Raw genomic sequence first — 17202 nt, forward strand, 5'->3', positions numbered from 1 at the left:
TTCTGGCGTCCTTGCGCGGCCTTGCCGTAACACTTGCAATGTCTGCGGCCGCGCGTCTAGCCAGCACCGCTTCGCTGCATCTTGATAGCGCCTCAATGCCTGCCGAGGATGCCCGATGACTTCAAAACCCCGCCGCACCGCCTATTGGCTGCAACTGACACTCACACTCGCGGTCTGCGCGTTCATGACGGTGCCCGTGGTGCTGTCCGTGCTGGCCGGCCTGACCAACAACATCTTTGTCGGCCTATCGAGCGGCCTGACTACCCGCTGGCTGGTCGAAGTCTGGTCGCTCTACCGCAACACGATCTTTCTTTCGCTGGGTATCGCGCTGGCCTGTCTGGCCTGCACCCTCGTGATCGGCGTGCCGGCCGCGTACTACATGGCGCTGCGGCGCAACCGCGTGACCCGGCTGATCGAGGAACTGCTGATGCTGCCCGTCGCCGTGCCTGGGCTGGCCACTGCACTGGGCTTGATCCTGCTTTACGGCGGCTGGCAGGCACTGCGGACGAGCTGGGTGTTTATCCTGATCGGACACGTGCTGTTCACGCTGCCGTTCATGGTCCGATCGGTGCTGGCGATTCTCTCCGCCATTGACATCCGCACGATCGAGGATGCTGCCGCGAGTCTGGGCGCCACGCGCCTGCAGCGCTTCTTCACGGTGGTGCTGCCCAATTGCCGCCAGGGCATCCTGGCCGGCGCGCTGATGGTGGTGACGTTGTCGGTGGGCGAATTCAACCTGACGTGGATGCTCCATACGCCCACCACGCAAACGCTCCCGGTTGGGCTGGCCGACAGCTACGCGTCCATGCGGCTGGAAATCGGCTCGGCCTACACCATCGTCTTCTTCGTGATGATCATTCCGCTGCTGGTGTTCATGCAGGCGCTGAGCGCGTTGGGCGCGCGTGCCCGCCGCCACGCTCCCCCACCTGAAGCCACCGCAGAACTGCCGATGACTGCCGTACCCCAATCCGCCGAGACCCGCCATGCATGAGCCCACCGCAATCCGCCTGCGCCACTGCGCCAAGACCTTTGCCGATGGGACGACCGCCCTGCAGCCGCTCGACCTCGATATCGGCGCGGGGGAAACCGTGGTGCTGCTCGGCCCGTCGGGTTGCGGCAAGACCACCACGCTACGCATCATCGCCGGTCTGGAGCAACCCGATGCCGGGGGCGAAGTCTGGTTCGGGGACACCGCCGTCACCGACCAGCCAATCGAACAGCGCGGCGTCGGCATGGTGTTCCAGAACTACGCGCTGTTCCCGAACATGACCGTGGCCGAGAACATCGCATACGGCCTGCGGGTGCGTCGTACTGATTCGGCCACGCGCAAGCGCCGCGTCAATGACATGCTGGCGATGATGCACCTGGAGCCATTCGCTGACCGGCGCGTCGACCAGCTCTCCGGCGGCCAGCGCCAGCGCGTGGCGCTGGCACGCGCCATCGCCGTACAGCCCCGCGTGCTGCTGCTGGATGAGCCGCTGACCGCGCTCGACGCGAAGCTGCGTGACGCGCTGCGCGCCGACATCAACCAGCTTTTACGCAGCCTGCACATCACGGCCGTCTATGTGACGCATGATCAGGCCGAAGCCATGGCGCTGGGCGACCGCATCATCGTGATGGACAAGGGCCGCATTGCGCAGGCCGGCACGCCGCAGGAGATCTACCGCTCGCCCGCGAATGCCTTCGTGGCCGACTTCATCGGCACGATGAACCATCTGCCCGCCGTGGCCGAAGCCAGACGCTGGCGCGTGCCGGGCGGTACGGTGCCGATGGCCGCCCCGAACGATGCCCCGGTCTCAGCGCAGGCACGCCTGATGTTCCGCCCCGAGGACGTGGCGCTGGTTCAGGCCGATCAAGCCCATGTGGAAGGCACCGTCGTCACCGCGCTCTTTCTTGGCAACCACACCCGCCTGCTGGTGGACGTGGGGACCAGCCAGCCGATGGTTGTCGAAACCGCCCGCCGCGATGCATGGCAGGCCGGTGAACGTGTCGGCCTGCGGATCGACACGGATCATCTGATCACGCTTCACGAAGCGGCATGACCCGCAGGACCCGGACAGACACCATGAACGCCGCTCCCTATCTGGTCGCGCAACTGACCGATCTCCATATCAAGGCGGGCGGCAAGCTGTCGTACCGCCGGGTCGATACCGCCGGCGCGTTGCGCACCGCCATCGACACGCTGCTCGCCGCGCCGCAGCAGCCCGACATCGTCATCGTCACCGGCGATCTGGTCGATTTCGGCAGCGAATCGGAGTACCGCTTCCTGCGCGATCTCCTGCAGCCCCTGCCGATGCCGGTCAGGCTTCTGCCCGGCAATCACGATCATCGCCCGTCGCTGCGTGCCGTATTCGCCGATCACGACTACCTGTTTGCGAACGGCGATGGCGACGCCCCGGTTCACTACGCCATCGACGCCGGACCGCTGCGGCTGGTCGGTTTCGATTGCACCGTCCCGGGCAAACCGGGGGGCCGGGCCGAAGATGCCGGGCTGGCCTGGCTCGATGCCACACTGGCGGCGGCACCGAAGCAACCGACGCTGGTGATGCTGCACCACCCGCCGTTCCACACCGGCATTGGCCATATGGACGACCAGGGCCTGGAGAACGCGCCGGCGTTCGAGGCGATCATCGCGCGGCACCCCCAAGTGGAACGCGTGGTCTGCGGCCATCTGCACCGCCATATCACGCGCCGCTTCGGTGGCACCATCGCCATGACCGCGCCGGGGCCCGCGCATCAGGTTGCCCTCGACCTCGATCCCCAGGCCGCGTCACGCTTCCGCATGGAGCCGCCGGGGTACCTGTTGCATTGGTGGCATCCCGCGCACGGAATGGTGACGCACCTTGCCGCCAGCGGCGACTATGGCGCGCTGCATCCGTTCTTCGACGCGAACGGGAAACTGATTGATTGATGGGGCGGCCGGGCATGTCCGCGTTCGGTATGCCACATTCAAACGCATGAAAGAAAACCAAGAGCCGCGCCAGAACGCCCGGATCGTGCCAAAGTAGGGCTCCCGCAACCGCGCGACGTCGATGCGACGAGCAGAGATTCCCATGAACCCGCTCATCAATCATCCAGCCATCCTTTTCGTTGTCATGCTGGTGGTCATGTCGTCGGCCACCGCACTTGGCGCGCTGGTGCTGCGCCGCATCCGGCCACTCCCTGCCGAAGTCAAGGACGACTTCGGCATCGTCCAGGGCGCCACGCTGACGCTGCTGGCCCTGCTGATCGGATTCACGCTGTCGATGGCCGTGGGACGGTACGATCAACGCAAGAACCTCGAGGAAGAAGAAGCGAATGCGATCGGCACCGAATATCTGCGGGCGGACCTGATCGAGGGGCCGGAAGCCGAACAGGTCAAGGCGCTTCTGGTCCGATACCTGGACCAGCGCATTCTCTACTACCGCACGCGCGACAGCGCTCAACTGCAGGAAATCGAAGCGGCCACCTCGCAGATCGAGGACGAGATGTGGAAGCTGATGCGCTCGGCGGCACGCGCGAAACCCACACCGATCACGGGCCTGGTGGTGTCCGGCATGAACGACGTTATCAACAGCCAGGGCTACGCCGAGGCCGCGTGGATCAACCGGATTCCGGTCTCGGCCTGGGGCCTGATGATCGTCATCGCCTTTTTCAGCAGCATGATGCAGGGCTACGGCGCCCGATCTGAAAACGCCAAGATCATCCTGATGCTGGTGCTTCCGTTCACCGTGTCGCTGTCACTGGCGCTGATCTCGGATATCGACAGCCCGCGCGGCGGCCTGATCCGTGTGTTGCCGCAGAACCTGCTCAGTCTTCAGGCATCGTTGAAGCGATAGGCCGCGCTTGCCCGATCGGTGCGCCCGGTACGGGACGGGGGGACGGGGAGACGACGCGACATCCCCCCATGGCGATGCCTATAATGCACTGGCACCCGGCATCGCCCGCAGAGGCGGAGCCCGGCATGCCGACATTGCCCACCCACCCTCCGCCCCGCCATGCATCCTCTTCGCCATCGTCTTGCCCTGGCCACGCTGACGCTTGCCACTGCCACCGGCTACACAGCCTCCGCCCTAGTCGCACTCATCGCACCCTTCGCACCCAACGCACACGCGCAGCCCGCGCCCGTCGTCTGGCAGATGGCGACCGAGTACCCGGCCACGTCGATGCCCGGCGAAGGACTGACCACGTTTGCCCAGGAAGTCGCTACCCGCACGCAGGGCACATTGGCGCCGCAGCCGACCTTCGACGCCAGCGCGGGCGTCAAGTCCGCCCAGATGCCGGCCGCCATCCGCGACGGCAAACTGCAGGCCGGCGATGCTTTCGGCGGCGCGTTGGGCGAGGTCGATCCGATTTTCCTGCTGTCGTCGCTGCCATTCGTAGCGACGTCGGTGGACAAGGCCCATCGCCTGGCCGATCTGGCCCGCGCGGACTACGCGCAGGCATTCGAGAAGCAGGGCCAGCACCTGCTCTACATCACACCCTGGCCGCCAACGGGCCTCTGGACACACAAACCCGTGGGCACGCTCGACGATCTGCGCACGCTGTCCGTGCGCGCCTATGACGAAACGTCCGCCGACGTCATGCGCGCTGCGGGAGCGAAGGCGCAGAACCTGTCGTTCGCCGATGCCATGCCGCGTCTGAAGGATGGCTCGGTCAATGCCGTGCTTTCGTCGGGCGATGGCGGCGCGGGCCGCAAGCTCTGGGACTACCTGCCCTACTTCACGGCCATCGGCTACGCCATGCCGTTGTCGTTTACGACCGTCAACGCAGCCGCCTGGCAATCCCTGACACCCGCCCAGCGAGACGCCGTGACCGCCGCCGCCAGAGCGACCGAAGGCAAACAATGGTCGCGGCTGAATACCCGCCTGACCGAGAACACCGCCCGAATGCGCGCCAACGGTGTGACCATCGACGACAATCCAGCGCCCGCCGTGCAACAGGCCCTGCAAGCCGCCGGGCTGAGCGCGGTCGGCGTCTGGCAGACACGCGTGGGCGAGCGCGGAGCCGCCTTGCTGAAGACCTATTTCAGCGCGGAGGCAGGGCTCCACTGAGCATTGCGGCGTGGGTCGGCGACCGAATGATTGCCCTTTAGGGCAGCGGGATTACCCTTTGTGCCAATGGCGCCCGACCTCCGGGTTGCCGATACTCGCGTTGATATGCTGTCGAGACTGGGAGAGTCCGGCCTTGCCAGGGGGTGCCAGCCACAGCCCTGGCCGCGAGTCAGGATCCTCCGGTATCCGCAGGCGTTTGCGCACGACCCTCGTGTCTACAGGATCTCCCGCCCATGCAATGCTCAATCGGATTCTTCAACCAGATGCCCACGGCGGTGCTGTTCATCACCGTCGGCCTTGGCTACGCCATTGGCAAGCTTCGCGTCGGCCCGATCGTGCTCGGCGGTGTCTGCGGCACGCTGATCGTGGCGCTGCTTGTCGGGCAGACCGGGTGCCAGATGCACGGCGAGTTGAAGGACGTTGCCTTCGCGCTCTTCATCTTCGCGATGGGATATTCGGGCGGCCCGCAGTTCTTCGCGAACTTGAACCGCTCCAGCCTGCGGTTCATGGTCCTGCCGCTCATCGAAGCGTTCGTGGTACTGGCAATCGTGCTGGTGGCCGTGCGAATGCTGGATCTGGACCCTGGCACGGCGGCGGGTCTCGCAGCCGGCGCGGCGACGGAATCCGCAGTGGTCGGCACGGCTGCGGAGGCGCTCAAACATCTGAACCTGGTCCCGACAGAACTGGCCCGGATGCAATCGAACATCGCCACGGCCTATACGCTGACCTACCTCGTCGGCCTGATCAGCATCGTGTTCTTCACCAGCCAGGTGGCTCCCTTCCTGCTTCGCTTCAACCTGCGCGAGGCATCGAGCGAACTGGCCAAGGAACTGCAGGCCGCGTCCGACGATGACGTCGCCACGCAGCCGGTGCTGCCCCGCCTGGTGGGACGTGCTCACCGCGTGGAACATGCGGCCGGCCTGACCGTGCGCCAACTGGAAGCCGCGCTTGGCGGGCGGACACTGGTGATGGGGCTGGTGCGCGACGGCAAGCTCATGGAGTCGGTGCCGGATCTGACCATAAAACGGGACGACATCGTGGCGCTGATCGGCGTGCGCGACAAACTCGTCTCGGCTCGCGAGGTGATTGGCCAGGAGGTGTCGTTGCCGCTGAGCCAGTCCGACGTGCTGCGGCTCGAAGAGCATCAGGTGATCGTCAACAATCCCGCTGTCAATGGCCGCTCGCTGGCCGAACTCGGCCGGGAAGCCGCCCAGCAACATCTTCGCTACGTCTGGGTCCAGCAGATCGTTCGATCCGGCATGAGCCTGCCGATCACGCCCGCCACACGCCTGCAGCATGGCGACCGGGTAAGCCTGGTGGGCGTGGAACCGACACTGACCTCAGCGGCCCGCAACCTGGGCAGGGATCTACGCACCACCGATACCACCGAACTCGTCTTCCTGTGCGCGGGCATCCTGATTGGCCTCTTGATCGGCAGCGTCACCCTGAAGGCAGCCGGCATCCCGATCTCGCTCGGCAGCGGCGGCGGCGCGCTGCTCAGCGGTCTTGTCTTCGGCTGGATCAATTTCAAACGGCCCGGCGTGGGCGACATGCCAAGCGCCGCGGTCCAGTTGCTGAAAGACCTGGGACTGGCGATGTTCGTGGCCTGCGTCGGCTTGTCTGCCGGACCTGATGCCGTCACGCTGATTCGCGAGCATGGCGCCGTGTTGCCGCTCGTCGGCCTGGCCGTGTCGCTGACGCCGGCATGCATGTCACTCTGGATCGGCCACAAATTCCTGAAAATCCAGGGGCCACTGCTGGTCGGCGCCATCGCGGGGCAGCACGTCAGCACGCCGGCGATCAGCGCCGTGCTGGCCGCCAGCCAGAGTTCGGTGCCGCTGCTCGGCTACACGGTGACGTATGCCATCGCCAACGTGATGCTGCCGGTGCTTGGGCCAATCATCGTGGCCCTCGCATATCGCGTTGGCGGCATGTGATCGATAACGGGCGTGTTGCTGCCCTCAGGTGGAGCATCATTCCGGAGGCTGATGCGTGCGCTCAGCCGCTGCCCCGGAACGGAATCAGTAGGCCGTCACACCTTCCGGACGAACTCCGATTTCAGGCTCATGGCACCAAAGCCGTCGATCTTGCAGTCGATATCGTGATCGCCGTCGACCAGGCGGATGTTCTTCACCTTGGTACCCATCTTGATCGTGCCGGCGGATCCCTTCAGCTTGAGATCCTTGATAACGGTGACGGTATCCCCGTCCTGCAGCACGTTGCCCGCCGAATCACGATGAACCCGAACTTCCGCTTCGGCCGGTGCGGACGCCTGCGCCGACCATTCATGCGCGCATTCCGGGCAGATAAAGAGGCCGCCATCCTCGTAGGTGTACTCGGAATGACAGTTCGGGCAGGCGGGCAATGCGCTCATGGGGAATCCTGAGTGGCGTGACAAAGGCGGGAAGTATACCGCGCCGCCCAACCTCCCTCCCGGCCAGCGCTCTCCGAACGGGAGTACCCATGATGGCTACCGTCCGATACAACACGGATCACCGTATCGGACGTATATTGCCGGCTCCCGCAACGTCACTGTCCCGTTCACTCGCGGGGCCCGTCAGCCGCGCTCTCTCACAAGATGAAGACCACCCGCATCGACGCGACCACTTTGTTCCTGCTGACATTCCCGCCGCTGGCCTGGGCCGGAAATGCCATCGTCGGACGCCTCGCCGCGGGCACCGTGCCACCGATCACGCTGAATCTCGTGCGCTGGATCATCGCGGCATTGCTGCTGGCCCCCTACGCGTGGCGGGGCGTCATGACGCATCGCGCCGCGCTGCGACAGCATCTCGCCATGCTCGCCACCATGGGCCTGTTGTCGATCGCCAGCTATAACGCGTTCCAGTATCTGGCGCTCACCACCTCCACGCCGATCAACGTCACCCTGATCGGCGCATCCACCCCGCTCTTCCTGCTGCTGATCGGCGCCTGCTTTTTCCACGAGCGCTTCCGGCCGTGGCAGGTGGCGGGCGCCCTGCTCTGCCTGCTGGGCGTGTCGTTCGTGCTGATGCGCGGCGAGCCCGAGCGGCTGGCCCATCTCGAATTCGTGCCCGGCGACCTGTACATGCTCGCCGCGACGATCACCTGGAGTTTCTACACCTGGCTACTGCGCAAGCACCGCCCCGACCTGCCGCTGCCGGTACTTCTGCTTGCGCAGATCGTGGCAGGCGTCATCGCCAGCATTCCCGTCGCCGCGTGGGAACTCGGCCGGCTGACGGAACCCCTGCAGTGGAGCGGCAAGGTCGCGTGGATCCTGCTGTATGTGGGCACCGTGCCGTCGCTGCTGGCGTATTTCGTCTGGGATCGCGCCATCTCGCGCGCTGGAGCGCAACTGCCGGTTTTCTTCATCACCCTCACGCCGCTGTTTGCGGCCGTGCTTTCCACCGTTCTGCTGGGCGAGTCGCCTCATTGGTATCACGGGATGGGGCTTGTTTGTATCGGGGCTGGGATCTGGTTGGCGCAGCGGCGATAGGGGGATAGGGAGCACCACATCTGCTCGGCCATTCCCACCATGTCGGCTACGCCGACACCAACTGCGGATTGCCGCTCCGCCGCCAACTCTCCGCCTGCCGCTCCAGATGCACGCGGATGAAATCCATCAGCGTGCGGGTCGCCAGCGTCGGGTAGCGATTCGATGCCGTCAGCATGTAAACGCTGTCCCCCACGCCCTCCGCCTCGCATTCGGCTAGCACCTCGCGGACCTGTCCTGTCTGGAGTTGACGCCAGACGGCATAGCGCGGCAGCAGTGCCACGCCAAGACCTCCAATCATCGATTCCAGCAGAAACGGATAGTCGCCGGACTGGATACGTGGTGACACGCGCAAGGTCGTCGGGGTGCCTGCCATCCACACCTTGAGCGTGAAGCGTCGGCCCAGCGATGCGGGCGCGATCATGTCGCAGCTCTCCAGGTCGGCCACGCTCAGGATCGGGCCACGGCTGTCCAGGAAAGACGGCGTCGCGCACAGGCACCAGCCGACGTCGCAGATGCGTCGCGCCACGTGGTCATCTGGCGGTTGGGACGTGATCTTCAGCGCCATGTCGACCTCGGCGGAAATCAGGTCGCCGATGTTGTCGTTGATGACCACGCGCAGCGAAATCTGTGGGTAGATGCGGGCGAACTCCAGCAGCAGCGGCGTCAGGTAGAGATGACCGAGCCCGGTCGGCAGACGGATACGCACGTCGCCACGCACCACCGTGCCGAGGCTGTCGATCGCGGTCTTGGCCGATTGCAGTTCGTCGAGCATCCGCAGTGCGTGGGCATAGAGCAGTTGCCCGGCCTCCGTCAGCTCGACGTGCCGGGTTGTCCTGCGCATCAACTGGGCACCGAGGTGCTGTTCGAGCACCTTCAGACGGCGGGACACATTGGAGCGGGTCATGCCACTGCGCTCGGCAGCCGCCGTCAACGTGCGCGACTCCACCATCGTCACGAACAGCCGTACTAGGTTGAGATCCAAGCTATTGTCAATCATGAGTCAACACCACTGGCACAAAACGACGGATTGTCACGGCGGAGGCGTAACCCTAGCATAGGCATCGCGCTAAATCATGCCGAACCGCCCATGCCGAATGCCCTTGCCTCCACTCATCCAACCGATGACGGCCTGCTCGATCTGCCTTTTGCCGGCCTGCGTGTGCTGGACATCAGCCAGGGCATCGCCGGCCCGTACTGCGCGCATATCCTCTGGCAGCAGGGCGCGGAGATCATCAAGGTCGAGCCGCCGTCCGGAGACTGGGGGCGCAAGGTCGGGGTCGTGCGCGGTGATACGAGCGCGCTGAGCATTGCGTACAACGGCGGCAAACGCAGCATCTGCGTGGACGCCACGGTCGAAGCTGGCAAGGATGTCCTGCGCCAGCTGGCGCTGCAGGCCGACGTGGTGGTGCAGAACTTTCGCCCGCAGGTAGCGGATCGGCTTGGCGTGGGCCATGCCGCGCTGGCGGCGCTGCGCCCCGAGCTGGTCTATGTCTCGATCAGCGGCTACGGTCCGGATGGCCCCTACGCCGACTACCCGGCGTCCGACTCGGTGATGCAGGCTGACAGCGGGTTAATGTTCGCGAACCGTAGCGTCGACGGAACACCCCGCCGCATCGGCATGTTGCTGGCGGACGCCGCCACCGGCCTCTACGCGGCCCAGGCCTGCGCCGCTGCCTTGTGCCGGCGGTACCGCACCGGGCGCGGCGGTCATGTCGAACTGAATCTGTTTGATGCCTGCTGCGCGCTGCAGGCCAACAATCTCCTCGAGCACGCCATCGCGGGCCAGGCCGTTGCCGGCCCGGTCAGCGCGCCCAACGGGGTCTTTGCCACCCGTGACGGCAGTGTGACGCTGCTGGCCCTGAACGATGCGCAGTTCGCCAAGCTCTGTCACGCCCTCGACCGCGACGACTGGCTGGCTGACCCGCGCTTCGTCAACAACGCCAGTCGCATGGAACACGCGGCGCTGCTGAACCGGCAGGTCGGCGACATCATCGTCACGCGCACTACCAGTGCGTGGCAGGAACAGTTGAGCCGGCACGACGTGCTTCACGCCCCGGTCCGCGGCTATGCCGATGTGCTGCAGCACCCGCAGGCGGCGCACCGGCAGACATTCCAGTCGATCGAGCAACCGGGGCTGGGCGCTCTGCCCTTCGCCGGGATCCCGGCCCGGGCCATGCGGCGGCCCGCCGGGCCAGCCCCCGAGAATGGTGAACACACGGTGCAGTTGCTGCAGGAAGCCGGTTTCGGCAGCCACGCCATCGACGAATGGCTGCGGCTAGGCGTGGTGCGACAGGCAACGGCCACGTCGGCGAAGGCGATGGCATGATGAAGGCGCTCGTATGCAAGCAGTTCGGCGGCGTCGAGGATGTGGAACTCGCGACCGTGTCCGAACCCGCCCTGGCCGACCCCCATGCGGTCACGATCGAAGTGGAGTTCGCCAGCGTCAGCCATGCCACCGGCCTGATGATCGCTGGCCAGTATCAGCGCCGCCCGCCGCTGCCATTCGTGCCCGGCACGGAAGCGGTGGGACGCGTGGTGGCCTGCGGCAAGGCCGTCACACGGCTGCGCCCAGGTGACCGGGTCGTAGCCATTGCCGACTGGGGCTGCTACGCGGAGCGATTCACGGTACCTGAGTACACCGTCTACCCTGTCCCCGACTCGCTGCCGCCGAAGGTCGCGCTGCCGATCCCGCTCTCGTACGGCACCGCCTATTGCGGCCTGGTCTGGCGTTGCGCGCTGACGCCGCAGGACACCCTGCTGGTGCTCGGCGCTGGCGCTGGCGTCGGACTCGCGGCGGTGGAGATCGGGCGGCAACTTGGGGCGACCGTGGTTGCCTGCGCCAGCACCGAGGCAAAACGCGCCGACGCGCTGCGCCGCGGGGCCACGCACGCGGTTGCGCCCCAGGACCTCGCCGCTCAAGTCAAGGCACTTACCGGTGGCCGTGGCGCGGATGTGGTGGTGGACCCGGTCGGCGGCGACCTGTTCGGCCAGGCGCTGCGCGCCGCAGCGCCGAACGCGCGCATTCTTAGCATCGGCTTTGCCAGCGGGTCCATCCCGCAGGCGCCGGTCAATCTGCTACTGGTCAAGAACCTGACGCTGCACGGCTTCTTCTTCGGCCGATACATCGGCTGGACGCCGTCCGACGAGCGCGCCGAGCACGCCCCGGCGTTGCAGCAGGTCATGTCCACCCTGTTTCAGTGGGCTGCGGAAGGGAAGCTGGAGCCGACCGTGTCCGCTGTCTATCCGATCACCGGCCTGGGGGATGCCCTCGCCGCGCTGGAATCCCGCAAGGTTGTTGGCAAGGTGGCAATAAAAATCAAGGAGACAGAGACATGAATCATCCATCTACAAAGACGCCGGCCTGGTCACGGCTGCATGTTGCGCTGGCAGTCGTGGGAACGGCCTTCGCCATGCTGCCCGCCGTTGGGTCCGCGCAGACGTTTCCACAACATCCGGTGCGTATGGTCTTGCCCTACCCCGCCGGCGGACCGACCGACCTGCTCGCGCGGGTGGTCGCGGTCAAGATGGGCGAGAGCATGGGCCAGAGCGTCGTCGTCGACAACAAGCCGGGGGCCAGCGGCATGATCGGCGCGGAAGCGGTCGCACGCGCCACGCCCGATGGCTACACGATCCTGGCCAATGCCTCGCTGCACGTGATCAACCCGAGCATCTACTCCAAGATGCGCTACGACGCGTTCAAGGACTTCGTTCCGATCACGCAACTGGCCGAGGTGCCGCTTGTACTGGTGGTCAACAACGATTCGCCGGTCAGGACCGTGCAGGACCTGATCGCGTACGCCAAGCGCCAGGGTGGCGCGCTCAACTTCGGCTCGGCCGGTAATGCATCGGCACAGCAACTGGCTGGCGAATCATTCAAGCTGGCGGCCAAGGTGCCGATGCAGCATGTGCCGTACAAAGGCAGCGCGCCGGCATTGACCGACCTGATGGGCGGGCAGATCCAGCTGATGTTCGATTCGATGCCGTCGGCCATGCCGTTTATCAAGTCGGGCAAGCTGCGTGCCGTGGCGGTGACCACCGCGCACCGCGCCAGCGCCCTGCCAGACGTGCCCACCGTCGCCGAATCGGGCCTGCCGGGCTTCGACATCAGCACGTGGTATGGCCTGTGGGCGCCGCGCGGCACGCCGGCTCCGATCGTCGAAAAGCTGGCGGCGAATGCCGCTGCCGCGCTGAAGCGCCCTGACGTGCGCCAGCAGTACGCCGACATGGGCGCCGAACCCGTCGGGTCCTCGCCGGCGGATTTCGCGCGGTACAACGTCTCCGAGGGCAAGAAGTGGGCGGAGATCGTGCATCGCTCCGGCGCGAAGGCCGACGAATGATTCCAATCGGCATATTTCGCCGAGGCCAAAAAAATACCCGCTGCCGGGTGGAGCGGGTACTCAAAGTGGTATGGACAAGTCGCGGAATTCGTCCATGTCAGCATCGTGGCAGCGACTTTACGCGTTGCCAATAATCTTTCCGGACTACCCCAAATGCGGGGCAACGCCGGAAAGACAGCCGGGGGGTAAGCATCATGGACAAGCACGCTGGAATCGAGTCCAATCGTCCTTGTCTGTCGCCCCCCGCACTTTCTCATGTCGCAAGCCCGGCTTCTGTTGATCGATGACCACACGCTGTTCCGCACCGGACTGAAGCTATTGCTGGCCGCCAGCCCGAACGTCGCGTCGATCATGGAGGCGGGATCGGTCATGGAGGCCACCGAGGCGCATGGCGACAAGCCGGTCGATATCCTGTTGCTGGATATCCAGATGCCTGGGCTGAATGGCATCGAGGGCATCAAGGTGCTCCGTCGGCATTTCTCCCGCGCCCCGATCGTGATCGTCTCCGGCACGTCGGGCATCGACGCGATTCCCGACGAGGCACGCAAGGAAGTCGCTGGTTTCTTGCCGAAATCCGCCGACCCGCGCGAGATCGAGGAAGCGATTGCCTGCTGCCTGGCGGGCGGCACGTACTTCCAGACCGAACAGCCCGGCGACCGCCTCCCCCACACCCGGGCCTACAAGCCCAGCCAGCTCACGCCGCGCCAGCTCGAGGTCCTGAACCAGCTCAATCTGGGGCGTTCGAACAAGGTCATCGCCTATCACCTCGGCCTGTCGGAAAACACCGTACGCGTGCACGTGGCGGCGATTCTCGACCACCTCGGCGTGGTCAGCCGCGTGGAAGCCATTCTCGAAGCCCAGCGCCGCGGTCTGGTGCAGGCACAACGCTGACGCACGCCCGGCATGTGGTCCTCCGTGCTGCCTCACTATGACGAGCCGCGCCTGCTTGCGGCGCAGATGGAGCTGATCGACCAGAGCTTCGGCATCGCGATGCTTGGCTGCTCGCTTGCGGCGATCATCCTGGCAGTCGGCCTGACGGTCACGGGTGGACACCCCGGCGCCATGCCATGGGCCGCGGCGATGGTCGTGCTCTGCGCCATCGCCCATTTCGGCCGGCTGGCCGTGCCCGATCGTCTGACCGAGGCGCGCGCGGGACGTTACGCGCGCGCCATGACCGTCATGCTAGTGCTGATCGGCAGCCTGTGGGGACTGGTGGCCTGGCTCTACCTAGATATCCGGTCGCCCGCCGTGGTGATCTGCGTGCTGTCGCTGATTGCCGGCATGAGCGCGGCGGCGCTGGCGATCTTCTCGGCCTGTCTGCCGGTGGCCATCGGTTTCTTCATTCCCGCGATCCTGCCCGTATGGATCGTATTCCTGCTCACGCATGACATTGCCTACCTGCCGATGTTCTTTGGTACGCCGCTGTATCTGGTGGTGCTGCTGATCTTCGCGCGCAACTACTCGCGCGTGGCGTGTCATTCGATTGCGCTGCGCTTCGAGAATGTCGAACTGATCTCGCAGCTACGCGACCAGACCGCGCGCGCCGGACAGGCTTTGCGCGAGGCCGAGAACGCAAATCGCGCCAAATCGGTGTTCCTGGCATCGGCCAGCCATGACCTGCGCCAGCCCCTCCATGCGCTGGGCCTGTTTCTCGTGTCACTCGGGCGCACGCCGCTGGATGCGCACCAGCGCCAGTTGCTGGACCACATCGAGGCGTCGTCCGGCGCGGCGCGGGAGATGCTCAACACGCTGCTCGATTTCTCGAAGCTCGAGGCAGGTGTGATCACCGCGCGACCGCGCCCGTTCAGGCTGCAGCCGATGCTGCACAAGCTTGAGAACGAGTTCGCGCCGCAGGCGAATGCGCGTGGACTGGTCTATCGCACCCGCGATACCACGGCTACGCTGTTTGGCGACCCGGCGCTGGTCGAACTGATCCTGCGTAACCTGATCGCCAACGCGATCCGCTACACGCATACCGGCGGCGTGCTGATCGCCTGCCGGCCCCGGCGCTTCCATGCTTCGATCGAGGTCTGGGATACCGGCATCGGTATTCCCATCGCGCAGCACCGCGAGATCTTTCGCGAGTTTCACCAGCTCGGCAACCCGGAGCGCGACCAGCGCAAGGGGCTTGGGCTAGGTCTGGCTATCGTCGACGGGTTGGCGCGCACGATGCAGACCCGCGTAACGCTGGATTCGATACCGGAACGCGGCTCGGTATTCCGTCTGCAACTGCCACTGGCCTGGGCCGCGCCCGAGGAAGTCACGTTCCCAGGCAGCGTGATCCGCCTGGATGGCCTGCGCGTGCTTGTCATCGACGACGATCCGGCAATCCGCCAGGCAATGGCCGAACTGCTGGCGGCCTGGGATTGCGACTGCCGGCCCGCCGAATCCGAGGACGAGGCGCTGGGCCTGCTCGGCACCTTCACCCCCGACCTGATCCTGGCCGACTACCGGCTGCGTGGCCATCGCAACGGCCACGAAGCCATTGCGGCGATCCGCGAGCGCACCAGCCAGGCGCTGCCGGCCATCATCATCACCGGCGATACGGCGGCGGATCAGCTTCGCAACGTTCACGCGGGTGGCACCGCGCTGCTCCACAAGCCCGTGGTCCCGGGCGAACTCCATTCGGCCATTGGCGCCCTGCTCCGGGGCTCCGAATGGTATCGGGTCCAACAATAAGCATCAGCCACATTCATGCATTCAAAGCATGAATAGATCAATCCTATTAATTGGACTTAGGTCTGGCGGCCCACCACACTGCAAGGCACTGCGGGCCTGATTCCCTCGGCCAACGCGCACGTCATTTCAAACCATGACTCAAGCGAGGAGCCTTCCATGACCGCCACACGCCCCGACTTGCCGAAGCACGATCTGCTGATCGACGGCAAGCGGCTGCCCCCCGGCAGCGGTGAGTATTCCACCGACATCAACCCCGCCACCGAAGAACCCATCGCGCTGGTGGCGCAAGGCAGCGCCGCCGACGTCGACACCGCCGTGCTGGCCGCCCGCGCGGCACTCAAGAGCTGGGCGGGCATGCGCGCCGCCGATCGCGGCCGCATCCTCAACCGGTTCGCTGACCTGCTGGAAGCCCACGCCGAGGAACTGATCACGCTGGAGAGCCTGGATGCCGGCAAGCCGCTGGCGGCTGTACGTCGACAGGATCTGCCGGCCGTTGTCGACACTGTGCGGTATTACGCGGGCTGGTGCGACAAGATCCACGGCGCGGTGATTCCAACGCGGCCGGACGCGCTGACCTACACGGTGCGCGAGCCTGTCGGCGTCGTCGCCGCCATCATCCCGTGGAATTTCCCGCTGATGATCGGCATGTGGAAGATCGCCCCCGCGCTGGCCTGCGGTTGCACGCTGATCGTGAAGCCCGCCGAGATTACGCCACTGACGGCCCTGCGCGTGGCCGAATTGGCGCTGGAGGCCGGCGTGCCGCCGGGCGTCTTCAACGTCGTCACCGGCAAGGGCAGCGTGGTGGGCAATGCGCTGGTTGCCCACCCGGGAATCGACAAGGTGACGTTCACGGGATCGCCCGGGGTCGGACGCGGCATCATGCAGGGCGCGGCCAGCAACTTCAAGCGCGTCACACTGGAACTGGGCGGTAAGTCCGCCAACGTGATCTTTGCCGATGCCGACATCGATGCGGCCACGCGTGCCGCGGCATCCGGAATCTTTTTCAACTCGGGGCAGGTCTGCTCGGCCGGGTCACGCATCCTCGCGCAGCGCAAGGTGTACGACGAAGTGGTGGAAAGGCTGACTACCCGCGCCCGCGCGATACGGGTCGGCGATCCGGCCTCGCCGGACACGACGATGGGCCCCGTGGTCTCGGCGGCGCAGATGAAAACCGTGCTCGACTATGTGGAAATCGGCAAGCGCGAAGGCGCCAGCGCGGTGACCGGCGGCGCGCGCATCGGCCAGCGCGGCTTCTTCGTCGAGCCAACCGTGTTCGCGAACGTCGAGCACGAAATGCGGATCTCGCAGGAAGAGATCTTTGGCCCGGTGGCCAGCGTGATTCCGTTCGAAGACGAGGCCGAGGCCGTGCGCATCGCCAATGGCACCGCGTTCAGCCTGGCCGCAGGGGTATGGAGCGCGGACATCGCGCGCGTGCACAAGGTAGCCGGAGAATTACGGGCGGGAACAGTGTGGATCAACACGTACGGCTATACCGACGTGCGTCTGCCCTGGGGCGGCGCCGGCGATTCCGGACTCGGCCGTGAGCACGGTGACGCCGCCATCGAGAACTTCACGGAACCGAAGGCGATCTGGCTTTCGCTGCGATAAGACGAGCGCTGACACAGCAGCGCACGCCGCAGTGGCGCACAAGTAGCGCGTGCGCATGACGCATCCCCGCCCG

Annotated in this window: 15 protein-coding genes; 13 read left to right on the plus strand and 2 right to left on the minus strand. The window is 65.7% G+C overall.

Annotated elements, in window-relative coordinates; genetic code table 11:
* Positions 1-115: 115 nt before the first annotated feature.
* The 6 genes from RMET_RS24850 to aspT all read left to right on the plus strand — a co-directional run bounded on the left by RMET_RS24850 (position 116) and on the right by aspT (position 6970).
* Positions 116-991 carry an ABC transporter permease gene (locus tag RMET_RS24850; protein ID WP_011519267.1) on the plus strand — a complete coding sequence of 292 codons (876 nt, stop codon included), beginning with the start codon at positions 116-118 and terminating at the stop codon, positions 989-991.
* On the plus strand, positions 984-2042 hold the full coding sequence (locus RMET_RS24855) for an ABC transporter ATP-binding protein (RefSeq protein WP_011519268.1): 1059 nt from the start codon (positions 984-986) through the stop codon (positions 2040-2042). Before RMET_RS24850 ends, RMET_RS24855 begins: the two co-directional genes overlap by 8 nt.
* A gap of 23 nt (positions 2043-2065) precedes the next feature.
* Positions 2066-2911, plus strand: a complete 846-nt coding sequence (locus RMET_RS24860) for a phosphodiesterase (RefSeq protein WP_029306383.1) — start codon at positions 2066-2068, stop codon at positions 2909-2911.
* Positions 2912-3053: 142 nt separating this feature from the next.
* A complete protein-coding gene (locus RMET_RS24865; RefSeq protein WP_029310168.1) occupies positions 3054-3818 on the plus strand; it encodes a bestrophin-like domain in 765 nt (254 codons plus the stop codon).
* 159 nt (positions 3819-3977) lie between these two features.
* On the plus strand, positions 3978-5033 hold the full coding sequence (locus tag RMET_RS24870; RefSeq protein ID WP_011519271.1) for a TRAP transporter substrate-binding protein: 1056 nt from the start codon (positions 3978-3980) through the stop codon (positions 5031-5033).
* Positions 5034-5266: 233 nt separating this feature from the next.
* A complete protein-coding gene (aspT, locus tag RMET_RS24875) occupies positions 5267-6970 on the plus strand; it encodes an aspartate-alanine antiporter (RefSeq protein ID WP_011519272.1) in 1704 nt (567 codons plus the stop codon).
* 95 nt (positions 6971-7065) lie between these two features.
* Here aspT and RMET_RS24880 read toward each other — a convergent pair whose 3' ends face one another.
* The gene (locus RMET_RS24880; protein ID WP_008641427.1) at positions 7066-7407 is read right to left on the minus strand and encodes a zinc ribbon domain-containing protein YjdM; all 342 of its coding nucleotides are present in this window, start codon (positions 7405-7407) and stop codon (positions 7066-7068) included.
* 204 nt (positions 7408-7611) lie between these two features.
* On the opposite strand from RMET_RS24880, the gene RMET_RS24885 reads away from it, so the two are divergent.
* A complete protein-coding gene (locus RMET_RS24885; RefSeq protein WP_011519274.1) occupies positions 7612-8505 on the plus strand; it encodes a DMT family transporter in 894 nt (297 codons plus the stop codon).
* Positions 8506-8551: 46 nt separating this feature from the next.
* On the opposite strand, the gene RMET_RS24890 is transcribed toward RMET_RS24885, so the two are convergent.
* Positions 8552-9502 carry a LysR family transcriptional regulator gene (locus RMET_RS24890; protein WP_011519275.1) on the minus strand — a complete coding sequence of 317 codons (951 nt, stop codon included), beginning with the start codon at positions 9500-9502 and terminating at the stop codon, positions 8552-8554.
* A gap of 90 nt (positions 9503-9592) precedes the next feature.
* On the opposite strand from RMET_RS24890, the gene RMET_RS24895 reads away from it, so the two are divergent.
* From RMET_RS24895 to RMET_RS24920, 6 genes are all read left to right on the plus strand, one after another.
* The gene (locus RMET_RS24895) at positions 9593-10831 is read left to right on the plus strand and encodes a CaiB/BaiF CoA transferase family protein (protein ID WP_011519276.1); all 1239 of its coding nucleotides are present in this window, start codon (positions 9593-9595) and stop codon (positions 10829-10831) included.
* Positions 10831-11841 carry an NADPH:quinone oxidoreductase family protein gene (locus RMET_RS24900; protein ID WP_011519277.1) on the plus strand — a complete coding sequence of 337 codons (1011 nt, stop codon included), beginning with the start codon at positions 10831-10833 and terminating at the stop codon, positions 11839-11841. Before RMET_RS24895 ends, RMET_RS24900 begins: the two co-directional genes overlap by 1 nt.
* Positions 11838-12842: a Bug family tripartite tricarboxylate transporter substrate binding protein gene (locus RMET_RS24905; protein WP_029306390.1), complete on the plus strand. Its 1005-nt coding sequence runs from the start codon at positions 11838-11840 to the stop codon at positions 12840-12842. The genes RMET_RS24900 and RMET_RS24905 overlap by 4 nt, the downstream gene beginning before the upstream one ends.
* Positions 12843-13097: 255 nt before the next feature.
* Positions 13098-13733: a response regulator gene (locus RMET_RS24910; RefSeq protein WP_011519279.1), complete on the plus strand. Its 636-nt coding sequence runs from the start codon at positions 13098-13100 to the stop codon at positions 13731-13733.
* Between the two features lie 12 nt (positions 13734-13745).
* Complete coding sequence (locus tag RMET_RS24915) at positions 13746-15521, plus strand: ATP-binding response regulator (RefSeq protein ID WP_011519280.1); 1776 nt, start codon at positions 13746-13748, stop codon at positions 15519-15521.
* Between the two features lie 156 nt (positions 15522-15677).
* Positions 15678-17129: an aldehyde dehydrogenase family protein gene (locus RMET_RS24920; RefSeq protein ID WP_011519281.1), complete on the plus strand. Its 1452-nt coding sequence runs from the start codon at positions 15678-15680 to the stop codon at positions 17127-17129.
* Positions 17130-17202: the final 73 nt, after the last annotated feature.

This window comes from Cupriavidus metallidurans CH34 (genome assembly GCF_000196015.1).
Classification (GTDB): Bacteria; Pseudomonadota; Gammaproteobacteria; order Burkholderiales; family Burkholderiaceae; genus Cupriavidus; species Cupriavidus metallidurans.